Consider the following 21,538-nt stretch of genomic DNA (forward strand, 5'->3'; position numbering starts at 1 on the left):
GCCGCCTCCAGCCATGCTGGGCGAGTGGCAGACAAGCTGGCGCTGGGCGCACACGGTGAGGAACTCGCGGCGCGTTATCTCCGTGCCGCGGGCATGCGGATCGTCGATCGGAATTGGCGCTGCCGCTACGGTGAACTGGATCTGATCGCCCGCGATGCGGCGGTGACCGCGTTCGTCGAGGTCAAGACCCGGACGGGGCTGTCGTTCGGGCGGCCCGCGGAGGCGGTCACCCGGACCAAGCAGCGACGGATCAGACGCCTGGCCGTGCTCTGGCTCGAGGCGCATCCCGGGCCGTGGGTGCGCATCCGATTCGACGTGGTGTCGGTCCTGCTGCTGCCCGGGAGACGACCGGTCATCGAACATCTCGAGGCGGTGTTCTGATGGCTCTCGGACGGGCGTATTCGGTGGCGGTGACCGGCGTGGAGGGACAGCTGGTCGAGATCGAGGCCGATATCGGGCAGGGCCTGCCGTCGGTGCATCTGGTCGGCCTGCCCGACACCACACTGCAGGAGTCGCGCGACAGAGTCCGTGCGGCGGTGAGCAATTCCGGTGAGAAGTGGCCGGACGGCCGGGTGATCCTCGCCCTGTCCCCGGCGACGCTGCCCAAGGTCGGCAGCGTGTACGACATCGCGCTGGCCGTCGCGGTGCTGGACGCGGGCGACGCGATTCCCTCCGAACGGCTCACCGGCACGGTCCTGCTCGGCGAACTCGCCCTCGACGGCCGGGTCCGGCGGGTGCGCGGAATCCTGCCCGCGGTGCTGGCCGCGCGGGAGGCGGGCCGCACGACGGCGGTGGTGCCCGAATCGTGTTTGACCGAGGCCGGTTTGGTCGACGGCATCCGGGTGCTGGGCGCCGATACACTGCGCGCCCTGCTCGACTGGCTGCGCGGCGACGGCGAATTGCGCTGTCCCGACCGCTTGTTGCCGCAGGTCGAGCGCACCTGCGGCGACCTCAACGAGGTGGTCGGCCAGGACGAGGCGCGCTGGGCGCTCGAGGTGGCGGCCGCGGGCGGACACCACCTGCTGCTCACCGGTCCGCCCGGCATCGGCAAAACCATGCTGGCACAACGCCTCCCGGGTCTGCTGCCGCCGCTGACCGAGCGCGAGGCGCTGGAGGTGACCGCGATCCATTCGGTGGCGGGCACCCTGCCCAACGACCATCCGCTGATCACCGCCGCCCCCTTCGTCGCCCCGCATCATTCGACCTCGGTCAGCGCCATCGTCGGCGGCGGGTCGGGTTCGGCCCGTCCCGGCGCGGTGAGCCGGGCGCATCGGGGTGTGCTGTTCCTCGACGAATGCGCCGAAATCGGCGCCAAGGTCCTCGAGGCGCTGCGAACTCCTCTGGAGGAGGGCGAGGTTCGCATCGCCCGCCGCGACGGCGTCGCCCGCTACCCGGCCCGATTTCAACTCATCTTGGCCGCCAACCCCTGCCCCTGCGCGCCCGCTCGCGATGTCGACTGCATCTGCGCACCGCTTGCCCGGCGACGCTATCTGGGCAAGCTGTCCGGCCCCCTGATGGATCGCATAGATATCTGGGTTCAGATGCACGGCCAGGCCGCGGGCGCCTTCGCCGCCGCCGACGCGGAGAACAGCGAAACCGTCCGCACCCGAGTCACCCTCGCCCGCGCCGCGGCGGCCCGACGCTGGCAGGACTACGGCTGGTCCACCAATGCCGAGGTCCCCGGCCACGTCCTGCGCCAGCGCTTCCGCCTCCCGCGCGAAGCCCTGGCCCCGGTGGAAACGGCGCTGCGCCAGGGCCGAATGTCGGCCCGCGCGGCGGACAGGGCGATCAGAGTCGCCTGGACCATTTGCGACCTTCGCGCGGGTGACCTGCCCACCACCCAGGACGTCATGCAGGCGTTGAACTTCCGCCAGCGGGGTGCGCTGTGAAGCGCGTGGAAGAGGTTCTGACCCTGCTGTGGCGCGCTGGCCGTGTGCGGATTGCGGGATTGGCCGCCTGCGACGGGGCGACGGCATGGGGGCGGCGGTCGGACCGGTCGCGGGATCAATTCGATGCGGGCAGAGGGGGAGCGGATGAGTATCGATGGTGATCGGCACGCGGGCGAGGTGTTCGGCCGGGTCGAGGATGTTGTGCTACTCGACGCGGATGAGCGGCGACTGGCGTGGGTGTATCTGTCGGGGGTGGTGGCGGGGCCGTGTGCGGCGCTGTCGGCGCTGATCGAGCAGGTGGGGGTGGTGGAGGCGGCGCGGGCGGTGCGGGAATGCGAACTGCCGCAGTCGCTGCGCGGACCCACCGAGCGCAGGCGCGGAACCTATTGCGCGGAAAAGGATCTCGATATGATCACCCGCCTGGGCGGGCGCGTGGTCACCCCCGACGACCCGGAATGGCCCGCGTGGCGGATGCTCGGACTGAGTCAGCTCGATCCAGGACGGGATGCCGATGCGGCGGTGCCGCTGGTGCTGTGGGCGCGCGGGCCGCTGTCGCTGGTCGCTTCGACCGAACAGGCCCTTGCCGTGGTCGGCGCGCGATGCAGCAGCGGATATGGCGAGCGGGTGACCGGCGAGATCGTCAGCGATCTGGTGGCACGCGGCTGGACGATCGTGTCCGGCGCGGCCTTCGGCATCGACGGTGCCGCCCACCGAACCGCCCTCGCCACCGGTGGTCCCACCATCGCCGTACTGGCCTGCGGAGTGGACCGTCCCTATCCCGCACAGCATGATCGGCTACTCACCGAGATCGCCGAAACCGGCTTGGTGATCAGCGAATACCCGCCGGGTGCCGCTGCCCACAAACATCACTTCCTGGCCCGCAACCGCCTGGTGGCCGCACTCGCCGACGCCGTTCTCGTGGTCGAGGCGGGCCTGCGCAGCGGCGCCCGCAACACCGTGAAATGGGCCCGCCGCCTGGGCCGTCCGGCGCTGGCCATCCCGGGCCCGGTCAGCTCGCCCTCCTCGGTGGGCTGCCATCGCATGATCCGCGAGGGAGAGGCCCTGCTGGTCACCCGTGCCGAGGAGGTCCTCGACGAGGCGGGCCCGCTGCGTCTGTCGCTGCCCACCTCCCAGCCCGCCGGGGAGAATCTCGACGGCGATCACGCCCTGGTCTACGCGGCCCTGCCCAAGATCGGTTCCCGCCAACCGACCGAGCTGGCAGTGCAATCGGGCCTACCGCTGCTCACCGTTCGGTCGGTTCTGCCCGCCCTGGAATTGGCAGGCCTGATCGGTTGCGACGCCTCGGGCTGGTTCCGCCTCGCCGGAACGGGGGAATGACCATGCTCCCTGATCAGCGTGAGCGCTGCGGATACCCTCGGAGCCGGAAAAGTTCATTCCGTTGTCCGGGGGTAGGACTGGAGGGTGGAAATGGCACAGGATCGCAAGGGTCCCGGGGCGTGGTCGCTGTGGATTCAGCGAAAGCTGAATGCCCGTACGGTTGCGCGGATTCGACGCAAGGGCGGCAAACACCTGGGTATGGATCTACTGATCCTGCAAACGGTGGGCCGCCGCACCGGCGAGCCCCGCGAGACGCCGGTGACCTGGTTCTCCGATGGCGAGGACACCTGGCTGCTGGTGGCCTCCGGCGGCGGCAAACGCAACCCGGACTGGTACGCCAACCTGATGGCCCACCCCGACCGGGCCGCGATCGAACTCCCGGGCCGAGGCCGTATCCCGGTCACGCCGCGGTTATTGGAGGGCGAGGACCGCGAAAACGCGTGGCAGCACATCGCTTCCGACCAGCCTCGGTACGGGAAGTACCAGGAGAAATCGGATCGGGAATATCCGGTGGTCCGGCTCACGCCGCGGTAGCGCTCGTACGCCGGATCGGTCGGGATGAGACTCAGCCGTTCCGTCTACCCGCGGCGAGTTCGCACGGCGACCGCCTTGGCCGCGGTCAATGGCTCCCAATCAGCCGGATCGTCGCCCTGGTCATGTCCGTGCCCGAGCACTGTGCCGGAACGTATCTCGCGATCCAGGTCGCGTCCGAGCACCGCCCCCGCGGCATGCAGACCCGACAGCATCGCGCCCTCGACCGCCGGACCCCATGCCAGCGAGGCGCCGCACAGATACAGGCCGGTGATCTCGGTCCGCACGCCCGGACGCAGTGGGCCGAACTGGGAGATGGACAGCTCCAGGCCATAGGGCGTGCCGTCGGTGGCGTGGGTGTAGCGGTGCTGGGTGAGCGGGGTGGCGGCCTCGCGCCAGACGATGTGCTCCTGGATCCCCGGAATCACCTCCGCGACACGGCGAATCATGATGTCGGTGAGCGCCTCCTTGCGGCGCAGGTATTCCGGGTCGGTGCGATAGCTGTCGTCGCCGGGCTCCGGCCAGGCGCGCAGGCCGAAGAATTCCGGCTCGGGCGGCACGAGCGTCATGACCTCGAGCACCGAACATCCGGCGGGTGCGCCGTGCGGATTGTCCGGATCCTTGATCGTGGTCACGCTGACGTAGGCGGGCAGTCGCCGCCGAGCCTGTTCGAGGCGCTCATCGACGGTCCAGCCGTGCTTGTTCTCGGCCAGATCCTCGAACAGCGTCGTGACATCCTCGGAGGTCGGCACCGAATAGAAATTGGTGTTGGGGATGCGCTCGCTCAAATCCAGGTCCACGCCCAGATAGCAGTTGAAGAACGGTTGCGACATCCGGAATCGGTCCACGCGCAGCGCGGTCAACGCACTCAGATGCTCGCGGCCGACCAGCTCGCGATAGGTCTTCTTGATATCGGCATTGGATACGACCACCGGTGCGCGCAGGCGGGTGCCGTCGGCCAGTTCGACACCGGCAACCCGTTTGTCCTCCACGAGAATCCGCCGAACCGCGGCCCGCGTACGGATTTGCCCGCCGTGTGCGACGACCACCTCGCCCAGGCGTGCCGACAGCACCTGCCCGCCGCCCTTGGGAAACCACGCGCCGTCGCTCAGGAAGTTCTGCAGCATGAAGGCGTGCACCATGACCGGCGTCCGATGCGGCGGGCTGGCATAGGTGCCGTACTGTACCGCGAGTGCCGCCTGCAGTCGCGGACTGAGCCGATGCGCGGTGAGCAGCCGGGTCAGTGGCCGCATCGCCCACAGCGCGGCGGTCCCCGCGGCGACGACGAAGCGGGCATTGTCGAACAGCGAAGCGGGCGTTCGGGAATGGTCGATACTGCCACCGATGCGCCGCAGAATCGCGACCACCTTGCGGATCGCGCGCGCTTCGTCGGGAAATGCCTCGATGAGATTGGCCTGGTAGTTGTCCCAGCCCGCCGGGATCTTCAAGGTCAGGTCGGGAAAGACGATGGTGTCGAAGCCGTCGCGATCCAGCGGGAGGAATTCGATCTTCTTGTCCAGGCCGACGCCGCGCAGGATGCGGGGGATCTGTCCGTCGGGCCCGCAATCGCCCAGATAGTGCACGCCGACGTCGAACTCCCATTTGCCCGCGCGCCGGAACACGTGGGTGCAGCCGCCGATCACGTCGTAGGACTCGAGCACCAGCGTGCGTTTGCCGCCCGCGGCGAGATACGCGGCGGCGACCATACCGCCCATTCCGGAACCCACCACGATCGCGTCGAAATCGTGCGAAGACCTATCGATCGTGTTCATGGCCGTGGACGGTAGTAGCATGATCGTTCTACTGCAAGTGGTGGGACATGACACAGCCGAGGGAAGCGACATTGGTCCGGACGAGGAGAAGGATGGTGTGATGACGGTTCGACCGCGTGATCGGCTCATCGCCGGGGTGATCGACCTGATGCGGCGCAAGGGTGTCGCCGGGACGGGGATGACCGAGCTGGTCGAGCGGAGCAAGACGGCCCGGCGGTCGATCTACCAGAACTTCCCCGGCGGGAAACGCGAACTGGTCGAGGAGGCCACCCGCACCGCGGGCAAGGTCATCGTCGCGGCAATCGCCTCCGTGGACGATCGCGAAGGCGCCTTGGCCAGACTGCGCGCCTTCGTCCAGATGTGGCGAGACGTCCTGGTGGTCTCCGATTTCCAGGCAGGCTGCCCCATAGTCGCGGCCGCTCTCGCCCGCGCCGAGGTTCCCACCGCCCCCGATATCGCCGCCGCGGTCTTCGCCGAATGGCAACAGCTGATCGCCACCCAACTGAGCGCCGAGGGCATCGACCGCCAATCGGCCGAGGCCGACGCCACCCTCGCGATCGCCGCCATCGAGGGCGCGGTGGTCCTTTCCATAGCCTCGCGCAGCGTAAAGCCCCTCGATCAGGTCGGTGAACGCCTCGAATTCCTACTGACTCAACAGCTTTCCCGGTCCTCGCATTGAATCGTGTGCCCCTCGGTCTCGATTTCTGGTCAGGTGGTGGTGCCCAAACGAGCCCGCCCGTGTGAAGCGGTACCCGGCTTTCCCCCCTGTCCGGGTGCGGGCATGCCTCACTGCGGCGCTGTGGCCGCCTCGGCGCGGGAACTTGCCTGCGGGCGCGTGGTCGGTGACGGTGGAGGGTATGGAGGAGTTGCCCGAGGATTTGGTGTTGCTGCTGGAGGAGTACGGGCGGCATCTGCGACTCGGGCGGAACCGGTCGGCGCATACGGTGCGGGCCTACGTGGGGGATGCCCGGGCGTTGTTGCTGCATCTGTATGCGCGATCGCCGGATTCCGGAGTGGGGGAGATCGATCTGCCGCTGTTGCGATCGTGGCTGTCCGAGCTCTCCGCCGGTGGGGCGGCTCGCACGACGATGGCGCGACGCGCCTCGGCGGCTCGCACCTTCACCGCCTGGCTCACCAGGACGGGACGGCTGGCGATGGACCCCGGCTCGCGACTGGGATCGCCTCGGGCCCACCGAACTTTACCCGCGGTGCTGGGGAAGGAGCAGGCGCAGGCCGCCATGGGAGCCGCGGAATCCGGTGCGGCCCAACATGACCCGATGGCCCTGCGGGATCGGCTCATTGTGGAGATGCTGTACGCCACCGGAATTCGAGTGAGCGAGCTGTGCGGATTGGATATCGACGACGTCGACCGCGAACACCGACAGATCCGAGTGCTCGGCAAAGGTAACAAGGAACGATCCGTCCCATTCGGCCTCCCCGCCGACCAGTCCCTGGAACAGTGGCTTCGCTACGGCAGACCATTACTCACGACCCCGGACTCCGGCCGCGCCCTCCTCCTGGGTCGCAGAGGCCGAAGACTCGACCAACGCCAAGCCAGAACGGTAGTGCACGAGGTGATCTCGGCCATCCCCGGAGCCCCCGATATGGGTCCCCACGGCCTACGCCACACCGCGGCCACGCACCTCCTGGAAGGCGGCGCAGACCTCCGCATAGTCCAGGAACTCCTGGGCCACGCCAGCATGGCCACCACCCAGCTCTACACCCACGTCTCCATCGACCGCCTCAAAAAGGCCCACGAACAAGCCCACCCCCGAGCCTGAACGCTTCGACCCCAGCCGGCCCTTTGCCCCAATCGGCACCACGCTGCCCCGCCCCAGCACCCAAACCATCGGTTCGGGTGCGGCTTGTCCTTGGTGCCTGAGCCGTCGGTCTGGGACGGGCTGTCTCCAGCGCCCAAACCATCGGTTCGGGTGCGGCCTGTCCTTGGTGCCCGAGCCGTCGGTCTGGAATGCGCCGTCCCCAGCGCCCAGACCATCGTCGAGGGGAACAATCCTTCCCCTAGCGCCCGGTATCAGCTGCCAAGGGGAACAATTCGTCCCCAGCGCCCGGTATCAGCTGCGAACGGGAACAATCCTTCCCCAGCGCCCGGCATCAGCTGCCAGGACGTAAGCCGTCGGGTGCGCCCGGAAATGGTTGGCTCGTGCCCACCTCCAGCACGTACCGTCGTGATCATGTCGACCAACCCGACCGAATCGCTTTCGCTGCGCGCGCGTCTGCGGGCCGCGCTGCCCGATGCCATGAAGCGTCGGGATCGCGCTGCCGCGGCGGCGCTGCGGTCCGCGCTCGGGGCCATCGACAATGCCGAGGCTGTCGATGTGGCCGAGGTTCGCGCGGGGGCGATCGAGTCCAGTCCTGTCGGATTGGGGGCCGCCGAGGTGCGTCGTCGTGAACTCACCGAAGCCGATATCGAGCGGATCGTACGCGCCGAGGTAGGCGAAAGGCTTACGGCCGCAAGTGAGTACGAGGCTCTCGGGCGCTCGGATCGAGCCGACCAACTGCGCGCCGAAGCGTCGGCGTTGAGCGCTCACCTGCCGCCCGGCTGACGTGCCGTCTTCAGTGTGATTCCGATGCCATCGAGCGATACCACTTCCAAATCTGAAACCTGTTCCTGTTACGCTCGGCGGACCGGCGTCGACGAGACGACGGCGTAACCACCGTGGGCAGAAGGGGTCTCGCGCACATGCCGTACGTTTCCGCTGACGACGGAGTGAGAATCTGCTACACGGATTCGGGCGGCGACGGCCCCGCGCTCCTGCTGCTGCACAGCTTCTTCATGGACGCCGATATGTGGCAGCCGCAGGTCGACGCGCTCGCTCCCGACTATCGCGTGATCGCGATCGACAGCCGCGGTCACGGCCGGACCGACGACAATGGAATCCCCTTCAACTTCTGGCGATTGGCCTGGGACGGTTGGGCTGTCGCCGACGAACTCGGCATCGACCGTCTCGTGCTCGGCGGCCTCAGTCAGGGCGCGTTCACCGCACTGCGCATGGCACTACAGCAGAAATCGCGGGTGCGCGGACTAATCCTGGTCGGCACGAGTGGACGACCCTACTCGGAGAAGGAACGGGCGGGCTATCAGAAGATCATTGTCGACTCCTGGATCAACGGTTCCGTGCCCGTCGACGAGATCGGCCGGACCATGGCCTCGGTCATGATCGGCGGGGATCGCGAAACCCATCAGCTGCCTTGGGTGGCGAAGTGGGTGGCGGCCGACCGCAAACGACTGGGTCTGGCCGCTCGCGCCCTCATCGACCGCGAGGACATCTCACCCATGCTCGCCGAGGTGACCGCCCCGGCACTGCTGATTCGCGGCGGCGGGGATCAGGCGTTCACCCACGATCAAATGCAGGAGCTGACCGAAATGCTCGGCGGCCCTACTCGTTTCGAAACGGTCCGCGCGGACGGGCTCACCCACATCTGCACCCTCACCCACCCCGAAATCGTGAATCCGCTGATCGTCGAATTCCTCGCGGGCCTCCCGGATTAACCGATGACGCCCAGGAGCAATCCGCGCCGCGCCGTCTGCGGCCACACCAGCAGCTCCTCGTAAACGGCCAATTCACATTCCCGCTCCGGATCCCACACCCGCCGCCGCGGATGCGGGCGCGCGACGCAGACATATCCGGAATTCCACACCTGCCGGAATACGGGATCACCACCGAGTTCGTCCAAGATCGCGGCCGCCTCCTCCCGACTCGTGGTCGCCGCCGCGTGGCGGAACAGGCCGGTCAGAATCGTCACCTCCTGCCGCCAATCCGGTGTGCGCCGCATGGCCTCGGCATCCCCGAACCACCAGTGCAACAGCGTTTTCGCCTCGGAAAGCCCCGGCCACAACCGATCGAAGGCGGTATTGGCCATCGGCGCGCCCGCCCGCGTCCGCGAGACGGCCCACCCGGTCAGATACGCCGCCGGATTCGGATCGAATGCCGTGACCAGCGATATCGCCACCTCGTCGGCAATCGGTATCCGCTCGTGCTCGGGCGGATGCCCGGCCAGCGCCCGGAGATGAGCGAGTTCATCGGCGTTCGGCCGGAGTATCGATACGAGGGCGTTCAACACCGTATCGGTGAGCTTGGCGACCTGGTTCTGCTCGATATTGCGAATCGTGCCCAGTCCCAGTCCCGCCTGCTTCAGGTCGGCTTGCGAATACCCCCGTCGCTTCCGCAGCGCCTGCACATAGTCGCCGAGGCTCGGCAACGGTAGCGGTTCGTCGTCGTTCACCTGTCTCCGATTCTGTTGTGCCGTAGTCACCTACGACGGTAGTACCGGCGCGATCGCTACCGCACAACCCGGTGACCGAGAGTGCTTGCGGTGGTGGAGGGCTCGCGCTTGGATGGATCTATCGGCGCAGCGTGAGATGCGTGGCATCCGCTTTCGCCGTACGGGGGAAGGTAGCGCGGCGCCTTGGATTCCGAAGCTATCCGGTCGTAGTACTCGGCTGGGCCGCACCGCGGAGGGGTCGGCGTGGCCCAGCCGAGTACTACGACATCCGCTCGGGAACTTCGTCGAGTTCCGGCTCGATACCGCGCCGCCGTAGATCGGCGCCCGACAGCAGGGGCAACCCTCTGCGCAGAACGTGATCGAGCCAGAACCCACACGCCTGCGAGGTGAGCACGGCCGTCAGCACCAGGGTGGTGAAGAACGGGGCGTTGATGATGCCCGCGTCGAAAGCCACCGAGGCCATGACGATTCCGGGGCCGCCGCGCGCATTCTGGGTGATAGCGAGATTGACGATATCGAGGCGATTCATCCCGGCCAGCTTGGCGCCCAGCCCCACGGAGAAGAACACCACCAGCGATGTCCCGAACAGAAAGCCCGCGAGCATGATCGGATCGAGCGTCTCGGACAGATCGAGTCGATAACCGACGACCGCGAAATAGAGTGGCACGAAGAAGTATCCGGACACATCGCTGATCGACCGCAGCGGAGACCGGAACCGATCCTGTTCGGTGCCCCGCATCCCACCCATGACGCCGAATCCGGCCAGCAGCGCCGCGAAGGCGAGGGTCACATCGAGAGCGGCGGCCAACGACACATAAGCCAGGAATACGGTGAGCATCCACGTCACGGGTGTGTGCTCGGCCAGCACATTCCACTTGGCCCGCGACAACTTTCGCAGCACGGCGGGCATTACGGTGAGGGCGGCGATCACATAGGCGGCATTGACCGCGATATGCCCGCCGATGACCGCGGTCAGCTCACCACCGGTCGTACCGAGCGTGGCGGCCGCGATGGCGGTGGCGACCGACAACACTCCCCACAGCGCGATGTCCTCGAGCACCGCCGACCCGAGTTGAAGACTGGCGAAACGGGTATGCAGAATCCCGAGATCATAGAAGATCTTGGTGATCACCGGAATCGACGTCACCGCGGTGGCGGCGGCGAAGACGAGCACGACGGCCCGCTCACTGCCCGCGCTCCCGGTGAAGTCCTCGAGCGGCAGCAGCGGCGCGACCGCCAGCGCGATCACGAACGGCAGCGGAGTGCCGATGCCGAGAATCCACGCGGTAGCCGTCCGATTCTGTTTGCCCAGTAGATGTTTCGCCGCACAGCCGGAAACGAACATCAGCAACAACAACCCGAGGTTGTACAGCAACGCCAGCGCCACCGACTCCACATCACTGTTATCGGAACCGAACAAATTCGCGGCGAACCCCGGCGCGAGCTTCCCCAGCAGCGTGGGCCCCAACAGAACCCCCGCGAGAATCTCCCCGACCACCTTCGGCTGCCGCAACCACCCGAACAACTGTCCGAGCAGATTGGCTCCCGACACCAGCAACAGAACAGCCAGCAGGATATGCCCCAACTGCGGATTCGTCATCGAAACCCCTGGCTTCCTTCGGCGGGCTCCCTCTCCCAAGCCCCAGGCGTGCACATGGGACGATTTCTGCACGGTAGCGATCATCCGATCGCGCGGACAACCCCCTGGTCGGGGGTGGTGGCGGGTGAAACAGGCTGTGGCAGTGCCTGTCTCTCGGACCCGGGCGGAGACTCCGGTCGGGCACCACGAATCGCTGTTCGCGCTCGACCTGCCGAGCCGGTGGGTCTACTCCGCGGCCGGACTGCCTTGGGTGAAGACCGCGGTCCTGCCGGAGGCTCAGCGGCCTCGCGTACGCGTGATCTCGACTCGCAGGGGGACCGGGAATTGCTTACTGAAGTTTTCGACGCTGCCGAAAGCCCGGGCCGCCGATTCCGCGTATTTGGTGAGATATCCCGGGTTCTCGTGCGCGGGAGGAATGTCGTCCGCGCGCCGGGCCGTGCCGGTGAACACCATGATGTCGCCGCCGCTGCCGTCGCCGTCGAAATTCAGGGCGACCCTGGGGCGGTCGAGGATATGGGTGTTCCGGTTCGCCTCCAGGGCGCTGTATATCAGGATCGAATCGTCGCGCTGAAAGACGAATCCGACCGGATTCGGTTGTGGTGTGCCGTCATTGCCGACCGTGGTGATCCAAATGATCTGTTCCTCACGTAGGCGACGCCTGACCCGTTGCCCGAACGGGGTGCTGGGATCGGGAAGCCCGCTATCCGCCATGTGATCGAAGTTAGTCCCTCATTGTTCAAAGATCGAGGATCAGATCGGTTTCCGGTTGCGCGCAGCAGATCAGGGTCGTATCCGATGCGGGCAATTCCAGCGGGTCGGGCTGGTATCGGATTGTGCCGGAGAGGATTTGGGTCCGGCAGGTGTGGCAGACGCCGGTGCGGCAGGACCAGCGGGTCGGGATATCGCAGGCTTCTGCCAGGTCTAGGATCGTGGGGTAGGTATCGCTCCACGGCACGGTGATGGCGCTGCGGGTGAAGGTGATTCGCGGGCCGGTGCCGGTGGGACCCGGCGGTTGGTGGGGCGCGGTGTCGGGAGTGTCGATGATGCCGGGATTGATGGCCGGGAGGCTGCCGAACAGTTCGGTGTGGATGCGGCTCGGGTCCAAGCCCGCCGCGACGAGGGCAGCGCGGATGGCGGACATGAATGACGTTGGGCCGCAGAGATAGACAGACGCATCGGTGGGCAGGTGCAGAGCCGCGAGCGTTTCGGCGGTGAGTCGATTCGGTGGAGCGGGCACGGTGTAGAAGATGTGTTCGTGCTGGCGTCCGAGACCGGCCAGCAGCTGATGAGATTCGGCCGCGAACGCGTGCTCGGCGGCCGAGTGCGCGGAGTGCAGCCACCAGATCTCGCGCGCACTGCCCCGCTCGGCGAGCGCATGCAGCATCGCCAGCACCGGAGTCGCTCCCACACCCGCCGAGATCAGCAGTACCGGCGCCCTGTCGGACGCCGGCTCAGCCAGCACGAAATCGCCTCGTGGAGCAGCGATATCGAGCAGATCGCCGATTCGCAGACGAGTGTGCAAATAGTTACTTACCACGCCGTGCTCCTGGCGCTTGACGCTGATCCGATATTCGGCATCCGACGGGCACCCGGACAGCGAATAGTTGCGCACCTGCGCGGGCTCAGCCGCACCGCCGACCCGCACGGTGAGATATTGACCAGCCTCGGGCCGCAGCAGCCGACCACCGTCCGGATCGGCAAGGTGAATCGAAACCACACTCGCACTCTCCATCACAATCCGCGCGACCCGCAGCGGCCGAAACCCCGCCCACCCGAACCCCGCACCGGGAGTCGCCAAGGTGTCGAAAACCTGCCCTCCGATGCCGGAAGGCATTGGGACAGCGGGCATCAGGCTCTCCCTGCCCGCGATCCCCGAGTGGGCAGCAGCACTGGACGCGCGGTTGTCGGTGCCGGTATCCGATGGGCGCGTGGTTGTTTCGAGCCCGGTAGTGCTATCCGGTGGGGGCGTGATTGTTTTGAGTTCGACGTCGCCGTTCGATGGCGGCGTGGTTGGTCCTGGTGCGATACAGCTGTCCGGTGGGGAAGTAGTTGTTTCGGCGCGGGTGTCGCTGTCCGGTGGGGACGAGTTTGTTCGGGGCGGGAGGCCGCGGCTCGGTGGTGGCGGTGTTGTTTCGGGTTGGTCGTCGCTGTCCGTTGGGGGCGTGGTTGTTCTTGGTCGGAGGTCGGTATTCGTTGGTGGCGGTGTTGTTTCAGGTTGGCCGTCGTCATCCGGTGGGGACGTTGATGTTTCGGTGTGGAGACTGTCCGTTCGGGGCGTGGGTGGTTCGGGCTCGAGGCCGATAGGTGGAGTGGCGGTGGGTGTTTGGTGTTCGGCGGCGGTGAGCAGGTCGCGGAAGGAGGCTTGCCAGCCGGGGCTGAGGGCGGGGATGTCGAGGGCTTGGCGTAGGTGGGTGGTTTTGCGGTTCGGTAGGTACAGCAGGGCGTCTATTGCGGCGACGGTCATTTGGTGTCGACCGATTCGGGTGCGGAGGATCTCGTCGCCCGCGCGGACCGTGCCCTCGGTGAGCACGCGGAAGTAGAAGCCGGGGCGATGGTGTGCCACCAGCAGGGCGGGCATTCGAGGCTCGTTCAGCCGCATGCCGACTCGGAAGCAGGTGACCCGGGGCTGGGTCACCTCGAACTCGGCGTCGCCGATGCGGTATCGGTCGCCGATGTGCACCTCGTCGTCGGACAGGCCGTCAACGGTGAAATTCTCGCCGAATTGCCCGTATTCGAGGTCGGCGCGTTCGAGGTGTTCTCGCCAGTATTCGTAGGACTGGCGCTGGTAGACGAGCACGGCCCGGATCTCCCCGCCGTGGCCGCCGAGATCGCCCTGCCCGTCGCCGTCGATATTGAGCCTGCGGACCATGCGGGGGCCGTCGACAGGGTATTTGAATATTCCGGTGTGAACGGTCCGGCCGTGCCAGGTGACATCGGCTGGCATGCCGACGTTGAGCGACAACAGGCGTGCCATGGCTGATCCCCTTCAGTCCGTGGGTGTTTCGCGGCTGCGTTGATAATGCCTGCGGGCCTTCATGCGGTTGCCACATACTGCCATCGAGCACCAGCGGGCGCTGTTGGATTTGGTGTGGTCGATCAGGAACAGGCGGCACTCGGAGTTCGCGCACGGGCGCAGTCGGCCGGGATGCGCCAGTCGCAGTGCGTCCCAGGCGAGTACGGCCCGCGCCGCCGCGTTCCTGCCCTCGGGTAGTTCGAGATTCCAGGTGATGCCCTCGCCCTCGAATGTGGCGCGGTAGCGAATGCCGTCGACGAATCGCGCGAGCGCGGTCGCGTCGCTCTCCCCGCGGACCACCTCCTGCAGCGCAGCGCGCACCGCGCGCACCGCACGCCATTCGTCGTCCGAGGACGGTTGGCCGTGACCGGTGAGCCAACGCCGACCGGCGTCGGCATCGGCGAGCCGGTCGAGGGAGGTTCCGTCGACGACCGGGGTCGTGTTCAGCAGGTCGAGCAGCAGCGTCTCGTCCGACTCGATTACCTTCACGTCTAACCTCCAATCTTCTCTTAACCGGCTATATCACCACTGCTTCATTGTAACCATCTAAAACGATTTAGGGGGTTATGGAGATGGTTGCCGTTCATCACCGCTACGCCACCGTGCGGGGTCGGCGGATCTGCTACCGGGCGGCTGGACCGGCCGATGCCCCCCCGCAATTGTGCTACTGCACAGCTTTCCGACCAGCTCGTTCATGTTCCGAAACCTGATTCCCGCACTTGCCGACCGCTACCGTGTGATCGCCCCGGACTACCTCGGGTTCGGGCACTCCGACACACCCTCGGTCGACGAATTCGACTACACCTTCGACGCTTTGGCGGATCTGACCGCCGGGCTACTCGATCGGCTCGGTGCGTCGCGCTACGGGATCTACGTCCAGGACTACGGCGCCCCGATCGGCTGGCGATTGGCGCTCGCGGATCCGGAGGCCGTCACCGCGATCGCCCCGCAGAACGGCAACGGCTACGACGCGGGCTTCATCCCCGGCTTCTGGTAGACGGTCTGGGACTACCAGCGCGCCCGCACGCCTGAGGGGGAGGCCGCGATCCGGACCGCGCTCACCCCTGGACGCCGTCAAATGGCAGTACCTGACCGGAGTTCCGGATGAGAGCCTGGTCAGCCCCGACACCTGGCAGTACGATTTCGCGCTGCTGTCGCGCCCGGCCAACGATGCCATCCAGCTGGCGCTGTTCCTCGACTACGCGACCAACCCGAAGTTGTATCCGGCGCTGCAGGTTTACCTGCGGGATCGGCGGCCGATCCTGGCCGTGTGGCGTGCGAACGATCCCATCCTCGGACCCGCCGGGGCCCGCGCCTTCGCCGAGGACGTGCCCGACGCCGAAATCCATCTGCTCGACGGTGGCCACTTCCTGCTCGAAAGCGCGGGCGCCCAGGTCGTCGAGCTGTTCCGCGACTTCCTCTGCCGCAGGCTCGTGGCTTATCGCTGAAGGGAGCGGGCAAGGGGATTGGCATGGCAGCAAGGGCCTTTGGCCGCCAAGCGGGCCAGGCGGGTCGTGGTGGCGTAGCCGCTACCCGAGCGATTGCTGTTCGCGGAGCCGCTGCGTCGGCGCGTGCGGGTGCGTTTCGGCGGGCAGTGGCCGGCTCGGCTCGGATCTGATGCCGAAAAGGCGCTTTCATGGCATGGGCTGGCCGGCCGGCTGGGCCGTCGGGGCGAGCGCACGTGCCCACATCTCTCGAATCGCGACCGCGATCAGGATCAGGCCGAAAGCCGGCAGGGGTGCCAGCACCAGCCCGCCGTAGCCACCCGGCCGGGCGACAGCTATCAAAGCGGTCGACAGGAACGGCACCGCCACAGTGATCAGTCCGGCAACCGGCTGCCGTGCGCAGAGCGCCTCGACGAGTGCGGCCACTACGACGATGACGAATCCCACAAGCGAATACAGGCTGGTCGAAGCCCACACTGCGGGCAGCGCATCACCGGGTAGGTACTCGGCGTATCCCTGTGGCAGGTCCAGGAACCAGCCACCCGTTGGCGCGACCTCGTCACACAGGGAGAGGAATCCGTGTCCGATACCGCCTTCGGCAAAGTCGCCGAGCCACGTCACGCCTCCTGCCAGCAGCGTGGCAATTACGAAGAACCACCAGAACACATGGCCGGTCGCACGTGCGCATACGAAAATTCTCGACCGTTCCACACTGGAAACATACTATTAGGTATTTTATTCGAATGGACCGGTCCCGCAATCGATTTCGATCTTGATCGGACAGCCCTGACGCCGGGAATGGACTGACACGCGCTCGACGGCTGCCGGAGCCGCTCGGCCATGATGATCCGCCCTGGCCATCGACGGATTGGGCGCGCCCACGGTGGGTTATGGCTCGCTGGACATTTCACGACTACGACAATGTGGTCGGAGGGTGGTCTGGCCATTGCATGGTGTAGCAGGGTCGTTGATCCTCGAGGATTCGGGCGTAGCGGAGCAATTCGCGGATGATGCCGGCCTGCCCATACCTCAGCCGGTGCGTGGTTTCGAGTTCGAGGGAGTGGCGCGGTATTTGTAATTCGACCAGCGAATACCGGTGTGGTCGAGGATCGCGCGTTCGGATCCTTGACCAGGATTCGTGCGAGATCGTGGGCGCAATGACGTTCGTGGATGTCGGGGGCGTTCGACCATTCGAGCGTCAGGACTCCCGCTGTGCCGCAGTAACATTCGTTGTTGTACCGGAATCCTGGACGCAGTCGTCGAGGTAACCCGCAGTGGGATCCGGTATGCATCAAGCCTGTTGTTGGGGAGGCGATTCGGCGTTTCTCTGATCCAGAGGTTTCGTGGGTCACCACGTGTGGCGGCGACGAGTTTTCTGCTGCTTGATGTTTGACGGCTCCCGTCTGGAAAAGGGGATGGTTTAGTTCGTGGTTTCGGCTGTGCCGCGTGGCGTTTCAGGTTGGTGCCACGCGGCATTAGCGGGAGGTTTGTGGAGACAGGTTGGGCGGTGGGTCAGGCGAGGTGGGCTGACAGGAGCCAGGCGGGGATGGACATGCGGCCGTTGTCCTCCTTGCGGATGTCGGTGCCCGCGAAGTCGCGGAAGCCGTCGCCGAAGTTGGGGGCGACGTTGGCGTGGATGCGGGCGGGGCGGATTTCGTCGATCGTCCAGTAAGCGCCCACCACCTCGCGCAGTTCGTCCTCGGTGACCGGATTGACCGGGCCCTGGGGCATGGTCCCGCGGGCGAAGACGAGCACGAAGTAGGAAGCGCCGGGTGCCGCGGCGCGCACGATCGATTCCTGGTAGCCCTGACGCAATTCGACCGGCATCGAGTGGAACAGGGTGCTGTCGACGATGGTGTCGAAGCGGCCGTCGTAACCGGTGAAGGCGCTGATGTCGGCGACCTCGAAGCTGGCGGTGTCGAGTCCGCGCTTGGCGGCCTCGGCGCGTGCGAGCTCGATCGCGGTCGGCGACTGGTCCAGGCCCACGACCGTGAAGCCTCGTTCGGCCAGATACAGCGAGACCGCCGCCTCGCCGCAGCCCGCGTCGAGCACCTCGCCGCGGAACTTGCCCGCCTCGATGAGCGCGGTGATCTCGGGCTGCGGTTCACCGATGCTCCACGGCGGCCGATTGCCCTCGCCGATTTCGGGCGCCTCGCCGCGATATGCGGCCTCGAACAACGTGTTTCCGAATGAACTCGTCATGGCACCATGCTATCTCAACTAGGTTGATATATGTAAGTATCGTTGACATGGAAGGACTCGAGGACAAGCCCCTCGGCTACCTTCTCCACCGGGTCGCGACAGCGCTGCGTGCAGAAGTAGTCGCCACCGTGCTGGAGCCGCTCGACCTGGCATTTCCCGAATATCTATGCCTGCGTCTGCTCTCGGAGTCGCCCGGTGCGTCGAATGCGCAGCTGGCTCGCGATGCCAGTGTCTCGCCCCAGGCGATGAACAAGGTGATTCACGGACTCCAGCAGCGCGGTCTGGTCGCCCGGCCCGACACCGTGCCCTCCGGACGGTCGCTGCCCGCCACCTTGACGCGCGAGGCCGTGGCCCTGCTCGAGCGGCTCGACTCGAACGTGCTCGAGGCCGAGCGCCGGGTCCTTGCCCGACTCGGCGAACCGGGCCGTCGCGAACTTCGTCGACTGCTCGCCGCGATCGGCTAGTCCGAGGCCGTGATCGACGATTCGGTCGGGCGGATCGTGTCGATGTACTTCTTCGCGAAGTGATGTTGGATCAGCTCGACCACGGGTCCGCCGAGGCGCGCGTACCAGGTGCCGGGGCGGGAGAACGCCGCCACTACGCCATGGACCGAGTCGTCGGCGGGGTCGTATTCCACCGCGAACAGTTCCTCGCCGATTTCGGGGTGGCCCGGCAGTGTGCCGTAGGCGAAACCGCGCCGGTCGGGTTCGTCGACGACATACACGATGCGGCAGGGGGCCGTAATGCCCAAGGGCCCCAAGCCCAGTCGTACTGTGAGGTTGGTGCCCGGGGCGGCGACGGGCGTGCTGGCGTGCCGAAAGATGCCGGTGCCCTGCTGCATTCGGTACGTCAAAATCTGGGTCGCGGCGGATTCGAACAGGGTGCGGCCCGAGCCGATGTGTCGGCGCAGGCGGAAATGGTGGTAGCCGGGCGGGAATTCGTGAGCGGTGGCTCCGACTTCTGCATAGGAGTACGGCGGCTCCGTCTGATCGGACATATCTCCATCCTGTGCGATCGAGTTGGGTGAGGGTATGGATATATCCCGAGCTATCGGCGATAGTTGTTGCTACGATAGCTTAGGTAACCCTAATTATGGAGGTGACTTCCTTGGCTCGCACGCGTCACAGCTTCGTGGTCCGCGGCACCGAACGCCTGACCGACCATCTGATCCGAGTTCGGTTGGGCGGTCCCGGCTTCGCGGCCTTCCAGCCCAACGGCTTCACCGACGCCTATGTCAAGCTGCTGTTTCCCCTGCCCGACGGTGAGGTCATGCGCACCTACACGGTCCGGTCGATCGACCCCGAGGCCGAGGAGATCGCGATCGACTTCGTCTACCACGGTGACGAGGGCATCGCTGGGCCCTGGGCCGCCGGCGCGCAGCCGGGTGACACCATCGATCTGTTCGGTCCGGGCGGGGCCTACGCTCCGCGCGCCGATGCCGATTGGCATCTGCTCGCCGGTGACGAATCGGCCCTGCCCGCCATCTCCGCGGCCTGCGCCGCCCTGCCCTCCGATGCCGTCGGCCGCGTCTTCGTCGAAATCGCCGGGCCCGCAGAGGAATTGGCCGTCGAGCGGCCGGTGGGTGTCGAGCTCACCTGGCTGCATCGGGGTAGCGGCGCACCGGGAGAGGCGCTGGCAGCCGCGGTGCGGGCCGAGCCCTGGCGCGACGGTCGGGTGCACGTCTTCATTCACGGTGAGGCACAGGCGGTGATGCACGAGCTGCGGCCCTATATCCGCAAGGAGCGGGGGGTCACCGCGGAGTTCGCCTCGATCTCCGGCTACTGGCGTCGTGGCCGCACGGAAGAAGGCTTCCGCGAATGGAAGCGCGACCTCGCCGAGAGCGAATCGGTGAGTACCGCCGCGCGCTGAGTCCCCTCCGCGGCCCCGGTCCGCGCTCTCGGCGTGGTTCTCGACGCCTCGCCCGCCATTTGCCATGAGGGTGCACCCACACATAATGGCGTCACCCCCGATTCCGGAGGGGCCGCAACATCCGTCGCCCACCGGATCGGTGGAGTCGAACGACATTGCGTGACCGTCGATTTCGGAAGATTCGGTCGGTATGGCTCGGCCGCCGAGGTGGGAGGGGACGCAGCATTGGGTGGCAGCCGTATCGGGTTTGTCGGGGGACGCGGTGTCGGTGTGCACGCGGGCGAAGGCGCGACAGTCCGTCGGATTGATGCGTTCGGATGGACTGTCTCCGTCGGGGAGCGAGCCGCGGGCCGTCGGATCGAGGTATTCGAGTGGTGCGGGTTCACTGCCGGATGGCATTGCGTGACTGTCATTTCCGGCATCGAAACCGCGGCCCGAATTCGTCGCGTCGGCGTGTTCGGGCGATTTGACGTGGGCAAGGGGGTGGAAGCCGGGGGCGGGCAGGTTCGGCCGCGCGGGGTGAGCTTCGGGCTCGACGGGGGAGTGGTGGCCGCGGGCTGCCGGGTTGCGGTATTCGGGGGTCATTGGTTCGGCTCCGATCGTTCGAGGTTGGGGGAGAGGGGGATTGGTTTGAGGCGCAGCGGTGCGGGGCGGATGAGGCCGAGGGGGTCCAAGTAGTTGTGGCCTCGGCGTAGGCCCCAGTGCAGGCAGGTGGTGGGGCAGGAGGGGTGGCCGGGCTCGAGGGTGCCGATCGGGTCGCCGCGGTGGAGTCGCCGACCGGCGGGGATGGTGGCGCGTACCGGCTCGTAGGTGGTGCGCAGGCCGCCGGGGTGGTCGATCGAGACGACCGGTTTGCCCGCTACCTCGGCGGCGAAGGCGGTGGTGCCGTCGCCCGCGGCCAGGACGGGTTGGCCTGGGGCGCCGCCGAGATCGACGCCTCGGTGGCCGGGGAGCCAATCGTGTTCGGGTTCGTCGAACGGTCGCAGGATCGGGGGACGCGGGCGTAGCGGCCAATCGAATGTGCTCGGTGGTGTGGCATGGGAATCGGGGGCGGGGAGCAGGATCGGCAGGAATAGCCAGATCAGCAGGAGGGGAATCGACCAGCGCATACGGCAAGCCTCCTCGGGCGGAGGGGACGTGGAAAGATCGTGTTCGGCGAGTGTGGACAACTCGGAGGTTGTGAACAGAGCGTGTTCCGGTACCGGAGAGGGATGGGACGGTCGATGGCCCTGCTGAATGCGAAAATGCTCTCCTGCAACGGTTTCGCGGCGCGATGACCGCGCCCGACCGCGACGACGAGCCGGACTATCGCTTCACCCTCGCCAATGAGCGCACATTCCTGGCCTGGATACGCACCGCGCTCGGCCTGCTCGCGGCCGGTGTCGCGGTGCACGAACTGGTCCGCCCGTTCCGGCAGCACGGACTGCGCGCGGCACTGGCGCTGAGCTGCATCGTGCTCGCCGCCACGGTCGCCCTCGGCGCTTACGGCCGTTGGCGCCAGGTCGATTCGGCCATGCGTCGAGGCGGGCGACTTCCGCGGACGGTGATGGTCCCCGTCCTGGCCGTCGGCATCGCCGCCATCGCCCTGATCGCCGCCTTCGGCCTGCTGATCTCGTGACCGCCCCCAACCGACC

The 21,538-nt window shown here is 66.8% G+C and carries 21 protein-coding genes and 2 pseudogenes; 12 read left to right on the top strand and 11 right to left on the bottom strand.

Annotated elements, in window-relative coordinates; all coding sequences use genetic code 11:
* Window positions 1-24 precede the first annotated feature (24 nt).
* From NP4_RS15425 to NP4_RS15440, 4 genes are all read left to right on the top strand, one after another.
* Window positions 25-381, top strand: coding sequence for a YraN family protein (locus NP4_RS15425; RefSeq protein WP_067998222.1), 357 nt, complete (start codon window positions 25-27; stop codon window positions 379-381).
* Complete coding sequence (locus NP4_RS15430) at window positions 381-1,889, top strand: YifB family Mg chelatase-like AAA ATPase (protein ID WP_067998223.1); 1,509 nt, start codon at window positions 381-383, stop codon at window positions 1,887-1,889. Before NP4_RS15425 ends, NP4_RS15430 begins: the two co-directional genes overlap by 1 nt.
* 144 nt (window positions 1,890-2,033) lie before the next feature.
* The gene (dprA, locus tag NP4_RS15435; RefSeq protein ID WP_082875891.1) at window positions 2,034-3,227 is read left to right on the top strand and encodes a DNA-processing protein DprA; all 1,194 of its coding nucleotides are present in this window, start codon (window positions 2,034-2,036) and stop codon (window positions 3,225-3,227) included.
* Between the two features lie 90 nt (window positions 3,228-3,317).
* Window positions 3,318-3,761: a nitroreductase family deazaflavin-dependent oxidoreductase gene (locus NP4_RS15440; protein WP_067998224.1), complete on the top strand. Its 444-nt coding sequence runs from the start codon at window positions 3,318-3,320 to the stop codon at window positions 3,759-3,761.
* A gap of 44 nt (window positions 3,762-3,805) precedes the next feature.
* On the opposite strand, the gene NP4_RS15445 is transcribed toward NP4_RS15440, so the two are convergent.
* Complete coding sequence (locus NP4_RS15445) at window positions 3,806-5,530, bottom strand: phytoene desaturase family protein (protein WP_067998227.1); 1,725 nt, start codon at window positions 5,528-5,530, stop codon at window positions 3,806-3,808.
* A gap of 100 nt (window positions 5,531-5,630) precedes the next feature.
* On the opposite strand from NP4_RS15445, the gene NP4_RS15450 reads away from it, so the two are divergent.
* The 4 genes from NP4_RS15450 to NP4_RS15465 all read left to right on the top strand — a co-directional run bounded on the left by NP4_RS15450 (window position 5,631) and on the right by NP4_RS15465 (window position 9,041).
* Window positions 5,631-6,209 (top strand): TetR/AcrR family transcriptional regulator, encoded by a 579-nt coding sequence (locus NP4_RS15450; protein ID WP_067998274.1) that lies wholly within the window; start codon window positions 5,631-5,633, stop codon window positions 6,207-6,209.
* A 178-nt stretch (window positions 6,210-6,387) separates the two neighbouring features.
* A complete protein-coding gene (locus tag NP4_RS15455) occupies window positions 6,388-7,311 on the top strand; it encodes a tyrosine recombinase XerC (RefSeq protein WP_067998229.1) in 924 nt (307 codons plus the stop codon).
* Between the two features lie 411 nt (window positions 7,312-7,722).
* Window positions 7,723-8,094, top strand: a complete 372-nt coding sequence (locus tag NP4_RS15460) for a GatB/YqeY domain-containing protein (RefSeq protein WP_067998275.1) — start codon at window positions 7,723-7,725, stop codon at window positions 8,092-8,094.
* A 164-nt stretch (window positions 8,095-8,258) separates the two neighbouring features.
* Window positions 8,259-9,041: an alpha/beta fold hydrolase gene (locus NP4_RS15465; protein WP_169813741.1), complete on the top strand. Its 783-nt coding sequence runs from the start codon at window positions 8,259-8,261 to the stop codon at window positions 9,039-9,041.
* On the opposite strand, the gene NP4_RS15470 is transcribed toward NP4_RS15465, so the two are convergent.
* The 6 genes and pseudogenes from NP4_RS15470 to NP4_RS15495 form a co-directional block, all read right to left on the bottom strand.
* Complete coding sequence (locus NP4_RS15470) at window positions 9,038-9,775, bottom strand: helix-turn-helix domain-containing protein (RefSeq protein WP_067998233.1); 738 nt, start codon at window positions 9,773-9,775, stop codon at window positions 9,038-9,040. The two genes, NP4_RS15465 and NP4_RS15470, sit on opposite strands and share 4 nt — an antisense overlap.
* A gap of 259 nt (window positions 9,776-10,034) precedes the next feature.
* Complete coding sequence (locus tag NP4_RS15475) at window positions 10,035-11,375, bottom strand: cation:proton antiporter (RefSeq protein WP_067998235.1); 1,341 nt, start codon at window positions 11,373-11,375, stop codon at window positions 10,035-10,037.
* A gap of 276 nt (window positions 11,376-11,651) precedes the next feature.
* On the bottom strand, window positions 11,652-12,086 hold the full coding sequence (locus tag NP4_RS15480; protein WP_067998237.1) for a TIGR03667 family PPOX class F420-dependent oxidoreductase: 435 nt from the start codon (window positions 12,084-12,086) through the stop codon (window positions 11,652-11,654).
* A 25-nt stretch (window positions 12,087-12,111) separates the two neighbouring features.
* On the bottom strand, window positions 12,112-13,224 hold the full coding sequence (locus tag NP4_RS15485) for a 2Fe-2S iron-sulfur cluster-binding protein (protein ID WP_082875895.1): 1,113 nt from the start codon (window positions 13,222-13,224) through the stop codon (window positions 12,112-12,114).
* Between the two features lie 438 nt (window positions 13,225-13,662).
* Window positions 13,663-14,349 (bottom strand): annotated as a pseudogene (locus NP4_RS39920) (MOSC domain-containing protein); the annotation flags it as partial.
* Between the two features lie 12 nt (window positions 14,350-14,361).
* The gene (locus tag NP4_RS15495; protein WP_067998243.1) at window positions 14,362-14,877 is read right to left on the bottom strand and encodes a CGNR zinc finger domain-containing protein; all 516 of its coding nucleotides are present in this window, start codon (window positions 14,875-14,877) and stop codon (window positions 14,362-14,364) included.
* Between the two features lie 83 nt (window positions 14,878-14,960).
* Between NP4_RS15495 and NP4_RS15500 the strand changes: the two are divergent.
* Window positions 14,961-15,836, top strand: a pseudogene (locus NP4_RS15500) (alpha/beta fold hydrolase).
* Between the two features lie 186 nt (window positions 15,837-16,022).
* Here the strand turns inward: NP4_RS15500 and NP4_RS40950 are convergent.
* Both NP4_RS40950 and NP4_RS15510 read right to left on the bottom strand, forming a co-directional pair.
* Window positions 16,023-16,544 carry a hypothetical protein gene (locus NP4_RS40950; RefSeq protein ID WP_156524916.1) on the bottom strand — a complete coding sequence of 174 codons (522 nt, stop codon included), beginning with the start codon at window positions 16,542-16,544 and terminating at the stop codon, window positions 16,023-16,025.
* 801 nt (window positions 16,545-17,345) lie between these two features.
* A complete protein-coding gene (locus NP4_RS15510; RefSeq protein ID WP_067998247.1) occupies window positions 17,346-18,035 on the bottom strand; it encodes a class I SAM-dependent methyltransferase in 690 nt (229 codons plus the stop codon).
* 47 nt (window positions 18,036-18,082) lie between these two features.
* Here NP4_RS15510 and NP4_RS15515 point away from each other — a divergent pair, with 47 nt between their 5' ends.
* Entirely contained in the window at window positions 18,083-18,499 is a 417-nt protein-coding gene (locus tag NP4_RS15515; RefSeq protein WP_067998249.1) for a MarR family winged helix-turn-helix transcriptional regulator, read from the top strand.
* Here NP4_RS15515 and NP4_RS15520 read toward each other — a convergent pair.
* Window positions 18,496-19,032: a DUF1990 domain-containing protein gene (locus NP4_RS15520; protein ID WP_067998251.1), complete on the bottom strand. Its 537-nt coding sequence runs from the start codon at window positions 19,030-19,032 to the stop codon at window positions 18,496-18,498. The two genes, NP4_RS15515 and NP4_RS15520, sit on opposite strands and share 4 nt — an antisense overlap.
* 110 nt (window positions 19,033-19,142) lie before the next feature.
* On the opposite strand from NP4_RS15520, the gene NP4_RS15525 reads away from it, so the two are divergent.
* Window positions 19,143-19,904: a siderophore-interacting protein gene (locus NP4_RS15525; RefSeq protein WP_067998276.1), complete on the top strand. Its 762-nt coding sequence runs from the start codon at window positions 19,143-19,145 to the stop codon at window positions 19,902-19,904.
* Window positions 19,905-20,485: 581 nt separating this feature from the next.
* Here NP4_RS15525 and NP4_RS15530 read toward each other — a convergent pair.
* The gene (locus NP4_RS15530; protein WP_067998253.1) at window positions 20,486-21,013 is read right to left on the bottom strand and encodes a M23 family metallopeptidase; all 528 of its coding nucleotides are present in this window, start codon (window positions 21,011-21,013) and stop codon (window positions 20,486-20,488) included.
* A gap of 164 nt (window positions 21,014-21,177) precedes the next feature.
* On the opposite strand from NP4_RS15530, the gene NP4_RS15535 reads away from it, so the two are divergent.
* Complete coding sequence (locus NP4_RS15535) at window positions 21,178-21,522, top strand: YidH family protein (RefSeq protein WP_067998257.1); 345 nt, start codon at window positions 21,178-21,180, stop codon at window positions 21,520-21,522.
* Window positions 21,523-21,538: the final 16 nt, after the last annotated feature.

The sequence above is a fragment of the Nocardia pseudobrasiliensis NBRC 108224 genome, from assembly GCF_001613105.1.
GTDB lineage: Bacteria > Actinomycetota > Actinomycetes > Mycobacteriales > Mycobacteriaceae > Nocardia > Nocardia pseudobrasiliensis.